Origin of the sequence: Fibrella musci (assembly GCF_041321105.1) — a bacterium.
Classification (GTDB): domain Bacteria; phylum Bacteroidota; class Bacteroidia; order Cytophagales; family Spirosomataceae; genus Fibrella; species Fibrella musci.
Map to the genome: position 1 here is coordinate 384,140 of NZ_JBGGWD010000004.1, position 19,569 is coordinate 403,708.

Genomic DNA, 19,569 nt, shown 5'->3' on the forward strand with positions numbered 1-19,569 from the left:
TCTTTTAACTGTTCTGTCTTATGCAAACGACTACACAACCCTCGAAACAGCCAATCTCTCTCAACAAGAAGCGCGTGTACGGATTCAATCAGCCGTCGGGTCAGAAATTAACGACCGGAACGACGATGACCACCATCACCCTGTAACGGTGCGCGCTATGCCTATCTACATCCTCAGTGGTTATCTGCTATTGACCGAAACACTCGGTGAAGCATTAGAGCGGAGAGGGTACAAACCAACGATGCTCACCGAGGTTAGTCAGGCAACGCAACTTATTCTGACCACCAAAGAACCCGTTCTGCTGATCGGCTACGCGACGGAAAATTCGCTAACCGACCTGACAGCCATCAGCCGGCTGATTCGCTCGAATGGCGATGAGAGTGCTTCGGTCGCGCTGGTGGCTATCTGCACCACCTACCAGGTGGCCAATGATCTGGTGCAGATGGGCGGCATGCCCGCCGCCCTCCTGCTGACGGCAACGGGGCTGTGCGAAGTAATCTTCGCCATTGAAGAGATCAAACGGGGAGCCCGGTATCGTACGGCCCACCTGCGCAACATCGCCGAGTCGTCGGGGCAGCCGCTGACCACACACCCCAGCCAGTCGATCCAGACGTTGACGAAACGTGAGCGCGAGATTATGCGCTACATCGCCGATTCCAAAACGTCGGATAGCATTGCCCAGCACCTGTTTATCAGCGTGGCTACGGTAAACAATCATAAGGCCAACATCATGGGCAAACTCAACCTGTCGGGGCGGCATACGCTGCTTACTACGGCGCTGATGCTCCGCCCCTGGCTTGACGTGATGGCCTGAGGTCCCACCGGGAACGTACCTGTTCATTTTAGCTCAAAAGGCAACCATCGTATGAAACCAATACACGTTTGTTTGCTGCTGCTTTGGCTGGCTTACGTGCCGGTCTGCCGCGCACAGGAAGCCATCGTTTCGGGGTCGGTGTTCGATCAGCACGACGCCCGGCTGGCGGGGGCAAACATCAGCCTCAAAGGCACGTATGAAGGCGTCAGCGCCGATTCGCTGGGGAATTTTGTTTTCCACACCGAAACGCTGGGCCCGCAAACGCTGCTGGTATCACTGGTGGGGTATCAGACGGCCGAACTCCCCGTGCTGATTCAATCCACGGCACCCGCCACCTTGACGGTGCGCCTCCGGGAAGCCGCCAACGAACTGAACACCGTGACGGTATCGGGTAGCTCGTTCATTATCAGTGATTCCAAGCGGATGGTGCTGATGAAGCCCCTGGATATTCTGACCACACCCGGCGCCAACGCCGACATCGTGGCGGCGCTCCAGACGCTGCCCGGTACGACCAAAGTGGGCGAAACCGAAGGGCTGTTTGTGCGCGGCGGTGCGGGCACCGAAACCCGCACTTTCCTCGACGACGCCCTGGTGGCCAATCCGTTTTACAGCGGCGGCCCCGACGTGGCGCAGCGCAGCCGGTTTTCGTCGGCGGGGCTACTCTTCAAAGGTACATCGTTCGGGAAAGGGGGCTTCTCGGCGCAGTATGGGCAGGCGCTGTCGGCGATGGTGGCGCTCGAAACCCAGGATACCGACCCCATGCCCGGCACGACTCTCGCCCTGAATACGGGGGGCGTGGCACTGACTTCGGCGAAGGAGTCGGGTAAGTTCTCCTACTGGCAGAATACCTACTACACCAACATGGCGCTGCTGTTTCAGCTGATTCCGCAGAATATCAACTGGCAGCGCGCGCCCGAATACCTCGGGACCAACTTTCTGCTACGCTACCGGCCCAACAGCCGCAGTATCCTGAAGCTCTACGGAATGGTATCGGGCAACCGGTCGGCGCTTTCGTGGCGCGACACCGCCCGCCTCGATCCGCAGATGGCGCGCTACCAGATTGGCAACACCTATTATATGGGTAGCGTTAACTACCGGGCTACGTTCGGGGCCGACAACGGCTGGGTACTGAAGGCGCTGGGTAGTTATAGCAACAACGTCGACGATCTGAATCTCACAGGTACGTTGGCGGGCCGCTCCGATGAACTGTGGCAGGGCAAAGTGGTAGTGAGCCGGTCGCTGGGTGAATTGTCGAGCCTGCTGGTGGGGGGCGAAACCCAGCACTACGCCTACACAAACCGCTACGCCCAGTTCAACCGGGCCATTGCTTATCAGTATGTGGCGACCTTCGCCGAAGCCGACTGGTTTCTGACCAACCGGCTGGCTATGAAAGCCGGCCTGCGCTACGAATACACCAGTCTTAACCGGCAGGCATCGGTGTCGCCTCGGTTTACGCTGGCCTACAAAACAGGCCCTTACAGCCAGATTTCGGGTAGCGCCGGTCGGTTTCTGCAACTGCCCAACAACCTCTACCTGATCAGCAACCCCACGCTGACCACCGAGCAGGCCTGGCACCTGATGGCCAACTACGAACGTACCCAGAACAAACGGTCGATGCGGGTCGAGCTGTATCAGAAGCAGTATGCCCAACTGGTGACGGAGCGCGTGGCGGCCTACGATGCCAACCCGTATCGCTACCCAACCGCCGCAACCACCAACGGTGGCTTTGGCTACGCCCGCGGCCTCGATCTGTTTTTCAAAGATGCACAGAGCCTGAAAAGCCTGGAATGGTGGGTGTCGTATTCGCTTCTCGACACGCGGCGGCTCTTTGCCAATTACCTCGCCGAAGCCGTACCCACGTTTGTCTCGAAGCACAACGCCAACGTGGTGGTCAAATACACGGTGCCGGGAGTGAACTTGACCATCGGTGCCAACTACGTCTGGGCGAGCGGGCGACCCTACTACAGCCCGACGTTTCAGGCCTACGAAACCCCGGCGTTCAATTCCATGAGCCTGAACGCCAGCTACCTCACCCGCCTGTGGGGATATTTCACAGTGCTTTACGCCAGTGCCGACAATGTATTGGGTATCCGTAACGTCTACAGCTACCGCTTTACCACCGACAGCGCTCAGCCTGTACCGGTCATTCCGGGAGCCTATCGCTCGGTGTTTGCGGGTCTCAGCGTCAACCTCAGCAACAAGTCCAAATAATCTCTTTTCCTGCTTACCAATCAATCACATGAAAACAATCAACTCACTCGGATGCATGCTGGCGCTGGCTACGCTGTTGATCGCTGCCGTGCCCCCCACCGACCCCGCCCGCTACCAGAAGGCGATGGAACTGTCGATCAAGAAGATCGACACGGCCAAGACGAAAGAGCAGTTCCTGACGGGGGCAGCGCAGTTTGAACGCATCGCTCAGGCCGAAGCTACCGAGTGGTTGCCTGCCTACTGGGCCGCCTACTCGTATGCGATGGCTACGGCCCGGGAAACCGACAAAACCCAGAAAGATGCCCTGCTCGACAAGATGGACAACTGGGTCGATACGGGCCTGCGCCGGTCGGCCAATAACGACGAACTGCTGGTGTTGCGGGCCATGTCGGCCCAGATGCGCCTGCCCGTCGACCCGATGAACCGCTGGATGAAATACGGTCCCGTGATCGGGCAGTCGCTTGAGCTGGCCAAAAAGCAGAACCCGGCCAATCCGCGCGTCGACCTCGTGTACGGACAGAATTTCTACTTCACCCCTGAGCAGTTTGGCGGCGGCTGCAAGAAAGCCCTGCCCTACCTGCAATCGGCCCAGCAAAAGTGGAAGTCGTTTGCGCCAGCCAGCAGCATTGCGCCCAACTGGGGCACGCAGGAATTGGCTCATTACCTCGGAAAGTGTCAGTCGTAAACCGTAATAAACCTGCTTTTGTGATGAACGCCAAAGCTAATCTCCCTACTAAAGGCCGCTCCGATGCCGCCTCCGAATCCGACAACATGGAGTCGTTTGACCTGAACATGTTCGACGTCGAAAGCCGCGATATGCCCTCCATCGGTACGTCGGGCTTCGAGATCGCCTCGCTGCTGGTCGCCTTAATCATCCTGTTGGGTATCCTCTACAAACACTGACCGCCTCATGAGCAAGATACTGATCGACGACGTTGCCATTTTTGAGAGCAACGAAGGAATTTACATCAGCCGGGGCGACCACGCGCTGGTCAACGTGAAAGGCAACGACGTACCTCTGGTGCTGAACGTGATCCGGGCCTTCCGCGAAAACGATTCGATGGACGAAGTGTACTACGACCTGATGCAGAAATACGGCATCGACGAGTCGCGCTACCACCGGATCGTGAACTGGTTGCTCAACAACCGCATCCTGCGCCAGGAACGCCCCGCCCGCACCAGCACCTACCGCCTGACGGTGATCGGGTCGTTCAACAGCGCCGAGCAGGTAACCGACAAACTACTGAGCCAGCTCGACGGCGCTGATGCCCACTTTACGCTGCAACAGTTTATCGACATCCGTCAGCCGTTTGTGCCGACCAGCCTCGATGCCGACACCGATCTGGTGGTGGTGTTCTCGCCGCTGTTCGAGCAGTTCGACCGGTTCAAGCAGATCAACGAAGTACTCTATAAACAGCAGCTCCGCTACCTGCACGTGGGCATCGATGAGTCGGGCTATACGCTGGGGCCGCTGGTATTGCCTGCCCTGAAAGCCCCCTGCCTGAAGTGCTACGCCCAGCGCAAGATCGTGAACATGGCCGACCCCGACCAGTACCTGAAGTTTACGGCCCTGACCAACGTGGAAAAGCTCACCGATATGAGCCTGCCCGCCATGCGCCACTTCGACCTGCTGGCCAAACACGTGCAGCTGGTGGTTACCGACTACCTGCGCCTCGGCCACAGCGAGTTTCTGGGCAAATCGGTGGTAGTCGATCTGGTGGGCAGCCAGATGCACACCTCGAAGGTGCTCAAAGTGCCTACCTGTTCGGTCTGCGGCAGCGCCGAAAACGTATTCGCGCCCTTCCACTAACCCTAACCTACTGCGCTAATGTCTATGGAACTCTCAGAGGTTATCGACCGCGAAGCGGGGCTGATCTCAGGTACGTTGTTTTCCATCCCGAACCGCCAGTTTATGCCGGCGGGCTTGTATGCCACTGCCCTCAAAGGCACCAGCCTGCACATGCTCACCGAGTCGTCGTACAACAACGCCATCGTGGGCAGCTCCATCAGCTTTTCGCCCGAGCAAAGCCTGCGGGCGTCGGTTGGTGAGTTTGTCGAACGCTACTGTGCCAACTTTTACCTGCCCGGAAACTGCATTATGGGGAGCTACGAAACCCTTTCGGCAACGTACCCCCTGATGCATCCCTCCGAGATCAAGCTCTTCGCCGACTGGCAGTATGAGCAGCCGCGCGAACGGTTTCCGTTCCGGAAACTGACAGTCACCGACGAGATTCGCTGGATTCGGGCGACTGACTACATCAATCAGCGGCCCATCTACGTACCGCTGTTCATGGTCTACATGCAGTCGGCGGGCAACGACCGCTTCTATTCACCCCACACCTCAACCGGGCTGGCCGCGGGCCCCAGCCTCGAAGCCGCCATGCAGGGTGGCCTTTTCGAAGCCGCCGAGCGCCACGCCTTCACTTATTTCTGGTACCATCAGCAGCAGGAGCCGTATGTGCGCTACTCGGCCCAGATGATACTGGACGCCTACCCGAACGACCCGCAGATCCGCCAGTTGTTCGACAACCCGCGCGTGCAGATCGTGCTGTATGATCTACAGGCCTACACGCCCTTCGAGACCATCCTGATGATCATGTACTTCACCTTCAAAGGGCGCTCGTACCAGGCGATGGGCTGCGCCACGCGCTTCAGCAAAGTAGAGGCGATCAAGAAGGCCGCGCTGGAGACCTATCAGGGCGTGGAGTACTGCCTGCAAAAGGAAAAAGCCGTCTGGGAGCTGAACGACCCCGAAGACCTCGACAAGCTCGACTCGTTCGAGAAGTGCGCGATCTACTACAACCAGTACCCCGAGCAGCGCCACAAATCGCCGCTGCTGACCGACGCCTGGCTGAACACCTCGACCTACGCCCCTGCGCTGTTGCACCGCCCCGATGCGCTCAACAGCCTCGACCCCGCCGAACTGTCCCGGCATGGCATTGGCCCGATGTATACGCTCGACCTCACCACGCCCGACGTGGCCGAGATTGGCTACCGCGTTTGCCGGGTTATCACGCCCAATTTCTCGCTGCTGTCGGGGAGCCGCACCTGGCCGTACCTGGGTAATCCCGCCTTCGAGAAAGACGCCAGCCGGTTGTTCATCACCTACCCGCATCCGTTCCCCTGAACCACCGATCCAATCTGTTTCGACTGATGACACGCAAGAATTTTCTCTCCATGCTCCTGATGGCCGTTGTGGGCTGGGGCATTTACACGGGCCTGCAACTGCTGCGCCCCCGCGACCAGGTGGTCGAACAAACCGGCCTGAGTGCGAAAAACGATCCGCAGTTTCAGGGAATCGAGGCCCGGATTGAGGCCGCCCGTAAGCAGGTCGACGACGCCGCGCTGGCCAGTATCGAACAGCGCCTCAGCAAAACCCAGACCGACGAAGCCGCGTACTGGCTGGCCTATACGCTCTTCCAGAGGGCAGTGATTCGCGAAGACAAAAAAGACATGGATGGTGCCAAAACCTACGCCGAACAGGCCCTGACCCGGTTGGGGAAATTGCCCCGCAAAGACTCGGAAGATTACGCGCTGCTGTCGATGATTCGGGCTTACTCCATTCAGTTCGCGTCGTTTTTCGAGGTATCGTCCATAGCTGATCGGGCCAAACGCGAAGCCAACGCCGCCATCCGGTCCGACTCGACCAACCTGCGCGCTTTCTACGTCGCTGGCCTCAACGACTACCACACACCACCCATGTTTGGCGGGCGCAAAAAAGCAGAGTCGTTGTTTCTAAGGGCCATTGCGCTGGGTAGCCAGGAGGGCCGCCCCGGCAACATCAGCTGGGGGCTCAAACAGGCCTACGCCAACCTGGAGCAGTTTTATAAGGAGGCTGGCAATGCCCGCGCCGCCCAACGCATCAAAGAACAGGCTACCCACCAGCCCGATCAGGTGGCTTCCATCGACTAATTCTCCCACTCGCTACGACTATGAGCCGCCGCAACCCGCTTGGTATTTTTCTGGCCGAGGAAAACCTCGGAGATGAAGCAAAAGACTTTCTCGAATCGCTGAAAACCCACGAATACCACCTGCTCGACCCCAGCTTCAACGAGCGGATTCGGGTGGTCAACAGCTCGAAAGAGATTGGGGGCATCATCGCCTCACACACCTTTGAACTGGGCACCCTGCCCCAGATACCGCTGGCTCCGCTCGATCTGGAAAACCCCGGTCTGCGGGCGTTGGTCGAGCAGGGTGTGCGGCGGTCGAGTCAGCGCCAGTATGGCGAACCGCTGCCCTTCGCTACGGTGTCGCAACTGCTACAGACGGCGTATTTCAACAAGAACAACGTCAGCCTGCCCGACGGCGTCATGGACCCGGCCGAACAACAGCAACTCCGCTTCAAGAACATCGCGTCGGGCGGCGGGCTCTACACCGTAGAGGTCTATTACCTGAGCCTGCGCACCGACGGGCTGGCGTCGGGGGTGTATCACTACAACCTCAACGACAAGACCCTCGAACAGGTGCGGGTGCTGGATACCGACGACGACATCCTGAAGATGCAGGGGGCTTTCTTCGGCGACAAACGCAGCAACATCGACTTCGACCACGCCAGCGGCATTGTCGTTATGGCCGGTATCATCAACCGTGCGTCGTTTAAATACGGCAACCGGGCCATCGCGCTCGCCTACATCGACGCCGGGGCCATCATCCACAACCTCTACACGGTGTCGAATCTGCTCGGCATCGGCTGCTGTGGCAACGGTGGTTTCCTCGACGATACCCTCCGAACGTACCTGAACCTCCGCACCACCAGCCAGGTCATTCTGGGCAGTGTTATTGTTGGCTCACCTGTATAGAACCGTCCCTTCTCACCTCCTGAATCACGTATGGAACCGCTCGTATTAAACCCCGCGCTGGAAGTCATTATCACGCCCGAAAGCGATAGTGTGCTGTTAAAGAATCACCAGACGGGTAAACTAAAGCTGATCGGCAACCGCGAATGGTCGATCATCCAGGCCTGCGCCGAAGACCGGCTCACTGAACTGTACCAACTGTTTCAGGCCGACTACATGCACCGGGTCATTGCCAAAGGCCTTGAGATGCAGATTCTTTGCCCGGCCAACCAAGTAAATCAGACCGATTCGTCGGCTCCGCCCACGACCTGGCTGGGTAAGGTCGGCGCCTGGGTAAGCCGGGTCTCGGGCGGGCGTATCCGCTTCGACATGCGCGGCGATTTCTCTATGTTCCGGGTCTTCACGCTGCGGCTACACAAAGGCAACCTCTTTGAGTCGTTGCGGCTTCCGTGGGTGGCTGCTACCTACGGTGTGCTGCTACTGTCGCTGTTGGTGCTGATGCTGGTGGCGCCCACCACCCTGCGCGAAACCTTCTTTACCGTATCGAACCGGGTTACTCATCAGATCGCCCTCTTCGTGGTGCTCACGTTCTTCAGCTCGTATGTGGTTGGGATGATCCACGAAATGGGCCACTACATCATCTATAAATCGATGGGCGGCCAGTCGAACCAGATTGGCTTCGCGCTGAAGTTTCTGGTGATGCCCACGCTTTATGTCAATACCGATACGGTACACCTCTGGAAAAAACGCTGGAAGCGCATTCTGGTGTCATTTGGCGGTAGCATCATGGACGCCACCGTCGGCCTGATCATCGTGGTGCTCATCCGTCACCAAGGGCTCAACTTTCCTAATGCGGCGTTCTTTGGCTACATGATGCTGATCTCGGTGACGATCAAACTGATCTTCAACCTGAACTTCTTCGTACACGGCACCGACGGCTACTTTATCCTGAGCGATCTGCTGGGCCGCAATAACATTCAGAAAACGGCTCAGGCGGCTAAAAACCAGCTCTGGTCGGCCGTTCGGCAGGGCAATCTGGCCGCGCTACGGTCGATGCGGGGCGAAAACTGGGTCGGTGTGGGCTACTTCGCCGTGGGGTTCATGTTTAAATGCCTCTCCATTTTCCTCACCATCTATTCGTTCATTTTCATCGGCAGCACGCTGATCAAATTCTAACCGAGTTCTCGACCAGCCATGAAAATCGTTCAGTCGTTGTGGAGCGTGCCGGCCCTGGGAGGTGTCGGCGGCGATCAATCGCTCAACCGCTCGAAAGGCGGCTGGCTGGCGGCCCGCTATCACTGGCTGGCCTGGACGTTTAGCTGCCTGCAACTGCGGCAGTTTCACGATGAGGTCGAACTCGTCACCGACGCCCGGGGCAAAGAAATCCTGATCGATCAACTGCAATTGCCCTACACGCAGGTACGTGTCGAACTCGATGCGCTCGATGGGACCAACCCTCACCTGTGGGCGTTGGGTAAGCTCTGGGCCTACCGCCGTCAGGACGTTCCGTTTCTGCACGTCGACAGCGACGTGTTTGTCTGGGATGCCCTGCCAACGTACCTGACCGACGCGCCAGTGGCGGCGCAGGGCATCGACAGCCGCGATTTATGGTTCTATCAGGCCACGCTCGAAACCATGGTCCGGGGCGGATTTGACCTCCCGCCCGAGCTCCGGCAGGCGCACCGGCTGGGCGGTTACCGGAGCCTCAACGCCGGGGTATTTGGCGGCGGCGACCTGCCGTTTATTCAACAGTACAGTCAGTTGGCGATTGATCTGGCCCTGCGCAATCAGCACCGGCTGTCGGCGGTCGATCTGCCCAACGTGGGTGCCGGCATGGTGAACCTGGTTTACGAGCAGCTTTACGCCTGGTGCCTGGCCAAACAACACCACCGATCCATTGCCGTGCTGCTGCCCCATTACCAGTCGGCCGACTCGTATGACCTGATTACCAATTTCATGAACGTCTACGAGAAGCGAACAACGTACCTGCACCTGGCCGGGCGTAAACCCAAGCAGGACCTGAACCGCTGCCTGGTGCTCGAAAAGCTGGTCCGCCATTATTACCCCGACTATTACGAACGCGTCGTCGACCTTGTCAGTCCCGCCACGATCCATTGCCCAGCCTGATTTGCCCGGCTGGGCTTTTTTCAGTTTACAGGTTTCAGTATACAGTGCACAGTTCTCTGTTCGCAGTATGCTGAAGCCCGTACACTGCTCACTGTGTATTGCAAACAAAAATCCCCGGAAGCCAGAACAGCTCCCGGGGATTTTTATGAACCTGGGCCGATTAGCAGCAGCAGGTCGTGCAGCAACAGGCGTAGATCGAGTCATCGGTGGCAGCAGCAGCTTCCGTGGGCAGGTCACGGCCTTCTACTTCTGTCATGTTCAGGTCGAGTGAATCGGCGGCTGATTTGAATTCGCTGTTTGATTGGAAGAGTTCCTTTTCCATGATCGTAAAAAGTTTTTTGGTAAATGATAGATGAGAAATAAGGGCGTCGTGTCCTGAAGTCGAGGTAGATAACTCCCTGAACGACATGATAAAAGTAGGGGACCGCAGTGCCCACTTTCAATGACCAGAATCGTTCATTTTTAGCCCGAAAAAGCCCGTTCTGCTCACTAGAAACTGATTAAAACTGACTAGATAGAACGGCTTGTCGAAATATGACAAAAATTAGTTTAATTAATTAGTTGTCTGACAATCAGTGTGTTGAGTTGATTCCGAATTAGATGGATTAACACTAATCGACAATGAGCCGGTTGAGGGGGGCAATGCGGGGGTATGTGTAAAAAAGTGGTAGTCTATGCGGAAGCAGGTCAACTTCGGGCTGCACTAAACACAGACCACCATGTCTCAACGAATTAGCCGCCACACCCGCCCCCTTGAGCTGGTTGGGCTTGGTGCCAGCCATTGGGCACACCTTACGGAATGGCTTGCCGAAAAACGTTGGCCTAGCGCGTTACTCGCTACCGACCTGACTTTCGGCACCTGGCAGGCGCAACACATTGCCAACGAACTGGCTCATCAGGTACAACGCCCACTTCCCCCGCCCCCTGCCAGCGGCCCCACGCCCTCGTCACTGGCCTACGGTGATCTGGTTGGACGGGGTATCGACGCCGAAGCCGCCGGCGACAAAGCCCTGATCAACGCCGTTGACTCGCTGGCGCACCTGGCCCCCGCGCTGGCTACACTGTCGCCCCACACGATTGTGGTGTTGCTGCCACGAGCTACCTATACCCTTGGCGCCGACAACGCCGCCTTTGTCTACCTGCTGGCTCAGTGGCTCGAAACCCAGTCGGCGCATAAGTTGCTGCTGGTCGATACCGATGGCAGCCATCCTCAACCCGGCGACGGTTTCTGGCAGATCGTATATGAGGCCATCAGCGCGCAGCCGCTTCCCAAACCGGCACCGCTCAATCACCTGCTGGCCTACACGCCTTCGTTGCTGGCCGACGGTCCCTATCAGGCGGCCCCCCGCACCTCGGCCCGTACCGACGCCTGGGTAACGCTGCCGGGCGGGCAACACCTGCTTAAACCCGAATACCGCCCCACGGCTACCCCGCCCGCCGACATGCCGCCAAACCCGTTGTTTGGTCGGCCGTTGCTGGCTTTCTGGCAATACCACAATCAGCCCGACTCGGCGCTGATGGGGCAGGCGTGGCAACTGTTTGGCGGTGGTTGTACCGACATCGCCATCAAACTGGCCGTGCGCTGCGTTGCTGCCGCTCAACTGCCGATCATGCGCGGCGTGTTGCTGGCGCAGTTGCAGGGCATGCGTATTGCCACGATGCGGTTTGCCGAAGCCGCTGCCGAGGCCGAACCCGCCGCAGCGCTTCCCACCGGCATCCGGTCGTTTCTGCATCAGGCTATCGGTTGGGGATTGGCTATGACCAATCGACTCCCCGATGCCAAACGGCAATTTGAGTGGGCCTCTACCTATCAGGAGCCAACCATTGCCCCACTCGAAAAAGCCTACTTCGATAACATTCAGGCATTTCTGCATTACCGTATGGGCGATGCCGACCAGGCGTTCCGGCTGGAAAAAGGCATCGAGGCGCTGCATCAGACCGTACCGGAAGAAGACTTCCGCCTTACCTACATCAACTCCATCAATCAGGCCCGCCTTTACAAATCAGTAGGCGATCTGGTCAATGCCGAGACCTATTACGAACGCGCCTTTGCCACCACGCTGGGCAATCGGTCGGAGAGTGATCTGGTGTATGTGCACGTATGCCGCGCCCTGCTCCGGCATGATCAGAACGAACCCGAAGCCTGCTTCCGCGAATGGGTACTGGCGGCGCTCCACTGGGCTGCGGCAACGTACCCGGAGGCTGTGGGTGGCCGCACGCTGACCGCCATACTGAACACACACCGCCTGCCGCCGCTCGTCGAGCGTGTCGAGGCAACGGCTCAGGCGTTTGTCGAGCGGATCGTCGCGTTGGGTGCCCTATTGAACCGGGATCTAACCACCGAGCTGACCGGCACGCCCTGCGTATTCGTACACGCCAGCCAACGGCCTGGCTGTGAGGCGGTGCTGGGCAACGACTGGCTACTGGTGGGCACGGATAACGTACCCAGCCAACCCGCCGTGGTGGGGCCGCAATCCGACCGGCTCCGGGCGTTGCTGACCAACCTGCTCACCGCCGAGCTGGGTACGTTGGCCCACCAACCTACCATCGTGGTGGATGACCGGGGCCTCGATGAGGCGCCTTCACGAGCAGGGTTGTGGCTATTGGGCTGGCAATGGGCGGCAAACCGGTTGCGCTGGCAAGGAACGGAGCTGGCTTATCCCGAAAACGTACTGCCGCAGGTACGGGTGGCTCTGTCGCCGGCTGTAGCCCGGCGCGTGGCGGTGCCAGGAGGTAGTCAGCAACTTCAGTTCAAACGCTACCTGCAACCGCTGACCCTGACCGATAAAGCCGCCGATTGGGTCGACGGATTCGCCGTCAGTCCGACGTTGGGGCAACTGTGGCAACGGCACGACAAACCGACGATCGACGAACTACTGCGCGTGTTTCAGCAGCGCCGGATCGTCAGCCTGTCGCTGCCCGACGAAGCCCTGAACGCCACCCCCGCGCTTTCTAGCAATTACGCGTCTTCCCTTCTTGTCTAACCTCTTTTGCATCGTTCTATGAAATTTGACTTCTGTACGTACAAGGCACAGGAAATGATCCGGCAGGCCGCGCAACTGGCCAAGCAGGGTGGGCAACAGGCCATCGAAGCGGGTCATTTGCTGAAAGCCATCCTGCAACACGACACCGACACCTGCACGTTTCTCTTCGACAAGTGCGATGCCCGACTGCCCCTGCTGAGCGAGAAACTCGACGCGGTCATGAAGCTCTATCCGCGTGTCACGGGCGGCGACCCGTTCATTGGCCTGGATGCCTCCAATGCCATCCGCCGGGCGCGTGGGCTGCTCACGGAGTTCAACGACGAGTTTGTGAGCGTCGAACTGCTCTTGCTGGGTTTACTCGAAGGTAACGACCTGACGGCTAAGTTTATGCACGAGGCGGGTCTGCGTAGCAACGCCATCAAAGAGGCCATCAAAAGCCTGCGAGGCCCGGCCAAAGTGGTGAAGAGCGCCTCCGCCGATAAGAGCTATCAGGCGTTGTTGCGGTATGGTATCAACCTGACCGAGCGGGCGCAGCAGGGTAGTATCGATCCCGTTGTGGGACGCGACGAGGAGGTGCGGCGACTGTTGCAGATCCTGAGCCGACGCGGCAAAAACAACCCCGTTCTGGTGGGCGAACCCGGTGTCGGGAAAACCGCCATCGTGGAAGGGCTGGCGCGGCGAATTGTGCAGGGCGACGTACCGGCGGTACTGGCCGACAAAACCATCATTAGCCTGGACATGGGGTTGCTTATGGCCGGGGCGAGTTACAAGGGCGAGTTTGAAGAACGCCTGAAAGCCGTGGTCCAGGAAGTGGCTGCATCGAATGGGTCGATCATCCTGTTCATCGACGAAATTCACACGCTGGTGGGAACCGGCAGCGGTAACAACAGCGCGCTCGACGCGGCCAATCTGCTTAAACCAGCGCTGGCACGGGGCGAACTCCGCACTATTGGCGCCACCACGCTCGACGAATACCAGAAATACATCGAGAAAGACAAGGCCCTCGAACGGCGGTTTCAGCCTGTGCGCGTCAACGAGCCCGACATCGACGATGCTGTGAGTATCCTGCGTGGGGTGAAAGAGAAATTTGAACTGCACCACGGTGTGCTGATTCAGGACGACGCCATCATTGCCGCCGTTGAGTTGTCGGCGCGTTATATAAACGACCGTTACCTGCCCGACAAGGCCATCGACCTGATCGACGAAGCCGGGGCCAAACTGCGCATCGAAACGGAAGCCCTTCCCCAGGAACTCGATGCGCTGAACCGGCGGATCGTCAAGCTCGAAATTGAACGGGAGGCGATCCGTCGCGAAAAAAAAACGCAGAAAGAAAAAGTGCTCTCCGACACGCTCGCCGAACTGACGGCGCAACGCGACGAACGACTGGGCCAATGGGAGCGTGAGAAACAAACGTTACTCTCTATACGTAACCTAAAATCGCTACTTGATCAGTACCGTACCGACGTGGAACAGAGCGAACGGCAGGCCGACTACGCCCGGCTGGCCGAACTGCGGTACCAACTCATTCCCGACGCCGAGACCCGGCTCCGGCAACTCACCGCCGAAGCGTTGGCCGCTCCGCTGATCAACGAAGAAGTAACGCCCGCCGAAATTGCCGCCATCGTGACTCGCTGGACGGGCATTCCCGCGAGCCGAATGCTGCAAAGCGAACAGCAGAAGCTAAAAGACCTCGATAACGAGCTGGCTCAGCGCGTGGCGGGGCAACCGGCCGCCATTCGGTCGGTCGCCAATGCCGTGCGGCGGTCCAGAACGGGCTTGCAGGACCCCAAACGACCTATCGGCAGCTTTCTGTTTCTGGGCCCAACGGGTGTGGGCAAAACCGAACTGGCCAAAGCCCTTGGCGAAGCACTGTTCAACACGGAGCAGTCGCTGGTGCGCATCGATATGAGCGAATACCAGGAACGGCAGACCGTGAGCCGACTCATTGGTGCCCCGCCGGGCCTGGTAGGCTACGACGAAGCCGGACAACTGACCGAGGCGGTTCGGCGCAAACCCTACAGCATTGTGCTGCTCGACGAAATCGAAAAGGCGCATCCTGACGTTTGGAACATCCTGTTGCAGATCTTGGACGATGGCCGCCTGACCGACAACAAGGGGCGCGTAGTCGATTTCAAGAACACCATCGTGATCATGACGGCCAATCTGGGCAGTGCCCTTATTCGGGCTCACGCGCTTCAGCCTACTACCGACGAACGGGCGCTGCGGCAGGCCGTGGTGCAGGAGTTACAAACCGTGATGCGCCCCGAGTTTATCAACCGGATCGACGAGGTGGTGCTCTTCAACCCACTATCTGAATCGGTTATCGAGCAAATTCTGGCCGGGCAGCTGAAACAGCTACAGCACCGCCTCGATCAGCAGGAACTTCGCCTGACGGTCTCGCCCGAAGCGTATCAGAAACTGGCAACGGAAGGCTACGACCCGTCTTTTGGGGCGCGGCCGCTCAAACGGGTTGTTCAGCAGCGCGTAATCGATCCGCTGGCGCACCTGCTTGTGGCGGGCAACGTACCTGCCGACCGGAATGTGTCGCTCTACGTCGATGCCGATGATGAACTGAGTGTTCGGTAAGGCTACCGACGCTGGCTGTTGACCATACGCGTTTCGAGCATTGTGAAAAAAGGCAATCGGTAGGTTTCGCCCAGCGGAACCTGCCGATTGTCGCTTAGAATGATCTGGTTGCCCTCGACCATGCTGATGCTGCTGAGCGCCACGATGTACGATTTGTGAACCCGAATAAAGCCCCGGTTCACGAGTTGCTCTTCCAGTTCCTTAATGGGCATGTGCGTGATAACCCGGCCTTTGCTGAGGTAAATCGACAGGTAATTTTTAAGCCCTTCAACATACGTGATGTCGGCAAAATTGACCTTGGCGTACTTGCCTTTCACATCGACTTTCACGAAAATAAAATCTTCTTCGGCGGGGGCAGCAGCCGGCTGAGCAGCCGGGACGGGCGCGTGCTGAACGATGTATTTTTCCAGCCGCTGAGCCGCTTTGAAAAAGCGATCGAAACTGATGGGCTTAAGCAGGTAATCGACCACGTTATGTTCAAAGGCATCCACCGCATACTGCGTGTAGGCGCTCATCAGTACCACCTTCGTGCGGCCACCCAACAGTTTCAGCACATCGATACCCGATAGCTTAGGCATCTGAATATCCAGAAAAAGTACGTCGATGGGCTTGGTCTGGAGGTCAATCAGGCCCGCAACGGGGTCGGTCGAGCTACCGCAACTGGCCAGAAACGGGATGTTTGAGATATGATGATCAATGACGTCGATAGACGCCTGCTCATCGTCAAGAGTGTACACGTTTAGCATAGGTACCAACCAATGAAATTTGGGCAAAAAAGCGAAAGGCTATGATCCGGCAGTAGATAATCGGTCGACTGAAGTCATCTGCTAACAAGGAGGTTGGTTATTAGCGGTGTAGACAGTCACCGGAAATAAACAATAGCCTTATCATATAAACAACTGGTATCGGGACAATCGGTAAAATCAGTCGTCGGTGGTGGCAACATTGTTATTACGCGCCGGGTCTTTCCGCTGGCGGGCCAGCTTCGACTCGTAGTAGCGAGCCAGAAAATGATAGACAACCATCTCCTGCTGACGGTGCGCCGACGTAAACAGTCGGTTGAGTGTCATGTGCAGATAGCTCGACAACAGCGACAGCAGGGAAGGACCATCGGGGTTGGCCTCACAGGCCGCTCGAATCTGGGCCGATAACGTACCCAGGGCCACCGTTCGGTCGGTGAGGCTGGGTACGTTAGGCTCAGTCAGCCGCTGCTCAATTAACCGTTGCTGGGCGCGGAAGCGGTCGTTCAGCTGCTTACGCAGCGCCTGATCGGCCTGGTGCTCGGCCAGAAATTGCGCTTGCAAGGTCTGAAGCAGGCTCGTTCTGGTTGCAAGGTCAACCGCAAAATCGTCTAGCAACGTGTTGCAGCTCTGGAGGGCAAACAGCCAGCGATCGGTGGCATCGGCCTCGTCGGTCAGGTACGTTAGCGTGGCCAGGCTATCCGCCGAAAAGAGCTGTTCACTCAGTGCCACGGTTGCGGCCCCATACCGTTCAACTTCCCGTTCATACGTGTCGACCTGTACCCGATGCACGATGCCCGCCGCCAGGTACGGCGAAAGTTGGTCGTGCAACTGGTCGAGCAGCGGGCCTGTGAAACCTGGTCGCTGACTACGAAACCGAAGCCTAAGGTGAAAGTCGGGGTCGTAATACCGGATGAAGAAACAGTCTGAAATCTGCTCGTCCTGGTAAAACGCCTGTACTAAGGGGGCGATCACACTCGTGAGCAGTTCGTCGGCGTGGTAAGCACCGGTGTAGAGTTTTACGTACAGCCACTCGCTACCGGGCGCAAAGGAGCGCGCCACGATCGGCTCCGCGCCGGTAGGGCGTAACGGTTTGGGCGGCATAGTGGTCACTGGCAGATGCGAAATCGGCAACACCAATTCCTGCACAAATCGCTGGTCGCCGTCCCGCACCCAGCATTGATCGGGTGTAGCCAGCCATTCCACCAGCCGCAGCGTGGTCAGGCGTTTGGCTTCATCGAACAACGTTTGTCGCCCCAACGTCGACGACAGATCAATCACCAGTTCGTTGTCGCCCTGCGCCAGCGCAATCCAGTTGGGTACGTGGTGGGTACGTTGCAGGTAAAGGGCCAGGTCCTGTGGTGTCGTCAGCGGGAGCAACGCAACGGCCAACGTCCAGTTGGCCCGGCACAGGATCAGGTTTTTAAAGGTGATACGGGGCAGAAAAGACTGCCCTTCCAGCGGCCCCCAGTGCCACCGAATGTTCATAGTAGCCTCCTGGTGCTGCAAATCGGCCAGAAACTGGTAGATGCTGAGCCCGTGCTGGAAATTATGCGCGTTGGACAGACGCGGTACAACCGGGCAATCATAGCGCCGTGAACGCAGCCGGACCAGCCCGTCAGGCCCAACCGATACCAACAAATCGCTGGCGGGCAGTTGCTGCGCCGGTGCCACCGATGCCCGACTGATGTACGGAATTTCGTACGGGCGGAATGCCGGTCGGATCAAAACGTTGCCCAGCCGATCATCGGGCCAATGAACAAGCTCCGCGAAGAGCGCGTCGGGCGCATGCTGAACCTCCTGAGCCAGACTGGCCTGCACATGGGCCGTAAGTTCAGGCGAATGGGCGCAAAACCGACCCAGCAAGTTGGCGGCCGATGGCCCCCCGGTAGCCAGCAGGTTAAACTGGAATGTTCCCTGATCGAGGTCGGCCTCCGAAGCACCCAGCAGGTTACCCGCCACATAGGCGCTGGTGGAGGGCGGTATGGGTTTGGGTAAGGTCGCCAGTTCGTCCATCGTCAGCTCAACGGCCAACTGGCCCGTGTGCAACGCCTGTCCCCATTTTTTCAGCGCCAGTTCATCGAAAGCTCCCCAGGCGACCGACTTGGTGGTGGGCGGTGTGGGAAATGGCAACCCGTCGGTTAGAGGTGTATAAACCGTTTGTCCCCCCGTCGTGGTTCCATAGCCAACGCCAAATTCGCCGTCCAGTGCGTCAAACAGGGGTATTTCGCGCCCATCGTATCGTTCCTGAAAACGCCGCACAAACTCCCGAAAGGCAGGCATAGGGCGAGGCTGGTTCAGGAGCAGCAACGTACCCAGCTGGTCCGTAATCATCGAAACGACCCGCTCACTAAGCTGGCTGGCCGATGTGCAGATGAACAGATCCGTCTGAATCAGGTGCTGCGTCGGGCTGAGGGGCAAATAGAGCGCCAGCGCCTGCCTGACTTGCTCCTGCACTACCGGCGCCGGTTGATCGGAGTGGCTCAGCAGATGGTCTACGCGGTCTATTAGCGCCACGAAGGCTTCTGTACCGCTTAGCTGCATCAGCTTGGTGCGTAGGCGGGGCAACATAGGTCCGCCGGTTAGTTGCGGTTCAAGGTCGCTGACAATCAGTTGGCTGTCGATCAACTGCTCAATCAAGTGTTGAGCGGCTTCGGCATCATAGCCATCAGCCACCAGCCAGGCGGTGAGTTGCGCCCGTGTGCGCCCGTCGTTGGCTTCGTCGAGTAGCGCCTGTAACGAAGGCGAATGAGCAACGGCGCTGACAAAATAGCGACGCTGCGGGCCGCTGTTATCGCACTCAATGTAGCGCAGTTCATTACCAATCGCGTAATGGCTGTTATTAGTAAAAAACCGAACCTGCTGCCGGATGGACGGCTCGAGTAGCAGGTGTTGCACCAGCCGGGCGATACAGTCCATATCGAGCCGCCGAAAGACCGCCGCTCGTTGTGCAAGGGGTTGCAAACGTACCTGCGACATGTCTGCATCGACGTACCCAACCGCGCATCCCGCCATCAACCCAAAAGGCGTTGACCGGGTGCTGATGCGCAATACATAGTTGATCAGTGGCCGAAGCAGAGAAGGTGGCAGCGGCCAGCCGTGCTGATCAAGATGGGTCTGGATACTGGTGTGCAGTGCCGGCGACGATACGAAAAGGGCATCGTTAAACCAGCGATCAGTCCACAACCGGGGCAAACAAACCGCTGCATCGCGGTGCAGGTCGTCGACCGTGTTGATAGACAATGAAGGGGTGCGCAGCAGAAAATACGATGCTGGCGTCAGCGCAGGGCTGGCAGTCATGGCTGGACAGT

Annotated in this window: 16 protein-coding genes; 13 read left to right on the top strand and 3 right to left on the bottom strand. The window is 58.3% G+C overall.

Features of this window, described 5'->3' with window-relative positions:
* The first annotated feature begins 20 nt into the window (after positions 1–20).
* From ACAW74_RS14790 to ACAW74_RS14840, 11 genes are read left to right on the top strand one after another with little or no spacing between them, the layout of a single operon-like run.
* Complete coding sequence (locus ACAW74_RS14790; protein WP_262493767.1) at positions 21–146, top strand: hypothetical protein; 126 nt, start codon at positions 21–23, stop codon at positions 144–146.
* Positions 147–157: 11 nt separating this feature from the next.
* Positions 158–814, top strand: coding sequence for a helix-turn-helix transcriptional regulator (locus tag ACAW74_RS14795; protein WP_370698980.1), 657 nt, complete (start codon positions 158–160; stop codon positions 812–814).
* A gap of 51 nt (positions 815–865) precedes the next feature.
* The gene (locus tag ACAW74_RS14800; protein ID WP_370698981.1) at positions 866–3,025 is read left to right on the top strand and encodes a TonB-dependent receptor; all 2,160 of its coding nucleotides are present in this window, start codon (positions 866–868) and stop codon (positions 3,023–3,025) included.
* A 28-nt stretch (positions 3,026–3,053) separates the two neighbouring features.
* Positions 3,054–3,710 (top strand): hypothetical protein, encoded by a 657-nt coding sequence (locus ACAW74_RS14805; protein WP_370698982.1) that lies wholly within the window; start codon positions 3,054–3,056, stop codon positions 3,708–3,710.
* Positions 3,711–3,733: 23 nt separating this feature from the next.
* The gene (locus tag ACAW74_RS14810; RefSeq protein ID WP_370698983.1) at positions 3,734–3,928 is read left to right on the top strand and encodes a hypothetical protein; all 195 of its coding nucleotides are present in this window, start codon (positions 3,734–3,736) and stop codon (positions 3,926–3,928) included.
* Between the two features lie 7 nt (positions 3,929–3,935).
* A complete protein-coding gene (locus ACAW74_RS14815; protein WP_370698984.1) occupies positions 3,936–4,835 on the top strand; it encodes a hypothetical protein in 900 nt (299 codons plus the stop codon).
* A gap of 24 nt (positions 4,836–4,859) precedes the next feature.
* Positions 4,860–6,152 carry a YcaO-like family protein gene (locus ACAW74_RS14820; protein ID WP_370698985.1) on the top strand — a complete coding sequence of 431 codons (1,293 nt, stop codon included), beginning with the start codon at positions 4,860–4,862 and terminating at the stop codon, positions 6,150–6,152.
* A 26-nt stretch (positions 6,153–6,178) separates the two neighbouring features.
* On the top strand, positions 6,179–6,937 hold the full coding sequence (locus ACAW74_RS14825; protein ID WP_370698986.1) for a hypothetical protein: 759 nt from the start codon (positions 6,179–6,181) through the stop codon (positions 6,935–6,937).
* A gap of 20 nt (positions 6,938–6,957) precedes the next feature.
* Complete coding sequence (locus tag ACAW74_RS14830) at positions 6,958–7,824, top strand: SagB/ThcOx family dehydrogenase (protein ID WP_370698987.1); 867 nt, start codon at positions 6,958–6,960, stop codon at positions 7,822–7,824.
* 30 nt (positions 7,825–7,854) lie between these two features.
* Entirely contained in the window at positions 7,855–8,997 is a 1,143-nt protein-coding gene (locus ACAW74_RS14835; protein WP_370698989.1) for a M50 family metallopeptidase, read from the top strand.
* 18 nt (positions 8,998–9,015) lie between these two features.
* Positions 9,016–9,948: a DUF6734 family protein gene (locus ACAW74_RS14840; RefSeq protein ID WP_370698990.1), complete on the top strand. Its 933-nt coding sequence runs from the start codon at positions 9,016–9,018 to the stop codon at positions 9,946–9,948.
* Between the two features lie 160 nt (positions 9,949–10,108).
* On the opposite strand, the gene ACAW74_RS14845 is transcribed toward ACAW74_RS14840, so the two are convergent.
* Positions 10,109–10,270 (bottom strand): hypothetical protein, encoded by a 162-nt coding sequence (locus tag ACAW74_RS14845; RefSeq protein ID WP_015330444.1) that lies wholly within the window; start codon positions 10,268–10,270, stop codon positions 10,109–10,111.
* A gap of 397 nt (positions 10,271–10,667) precedes the next feature.
* On the opposite strand from ACAW74_RS14845, the gene ACAW74_RS14850 reads away from it, so the two are divergent.
* Both ACAW74_RS14850 and ACAW74_RS14855 read left to right on the top strand, forming a co-directional pair.
* Positions 10,668–12,932: a tetratricopeptide repeat protein gene (locus tag ACAW74_RS14850; protein WP_370698991.1), complete on the top strand. Its 2,265-nt coding sequence runs from the start codon at positions 10,668–10,670 to the stop codon at positions 12,930–12,932.
* Between the two features lie 18 nt (positions 12,933–12,950).
* Entirely contained in the window at positions 12,951–15,518 is a 2,568-nt protein-coding gene (locus ACAW74_RS14855) for an ATP-dependent Clp protease ATP-binding subunit (RefSeq protein ID WP_370698992.1), read from the top strand.
* A gap of 2 nt (positions 15,519–15,520) precedes the next feature.
* Here the strand turns inward: ACAW74_RS14855 and ACAW74_RS14860 are convergent, their stop codons facing one another.
* Positions 15,521–16,264 (bottom strand): LytR/AlgR family response regulator transcription factor, encoded by a 744-nt coding sequence (locus ACAW74_RS14860; RefSeq protein WP_370698993.1) that lies wholly within the window; start codon positions 16,262–16,264, stop codon positions 15,521–15,523.
* A gap of 177 nt (positions 16,265–16,441) precedes the next feature.
* Positions 16,442–19,558 (bottom strand): lantibiotic dehydratase, encoded by a 3,117-nt coding sequence (locus tag ACAW74_RS14865; protein ID WP_370698994.1) that lies wholly within the window; start codon positions 19,556–19,558, stop codon positions 16,442–16,444.
* Positions 19,559–19,569: the final 11 nt, after the last annotated feature.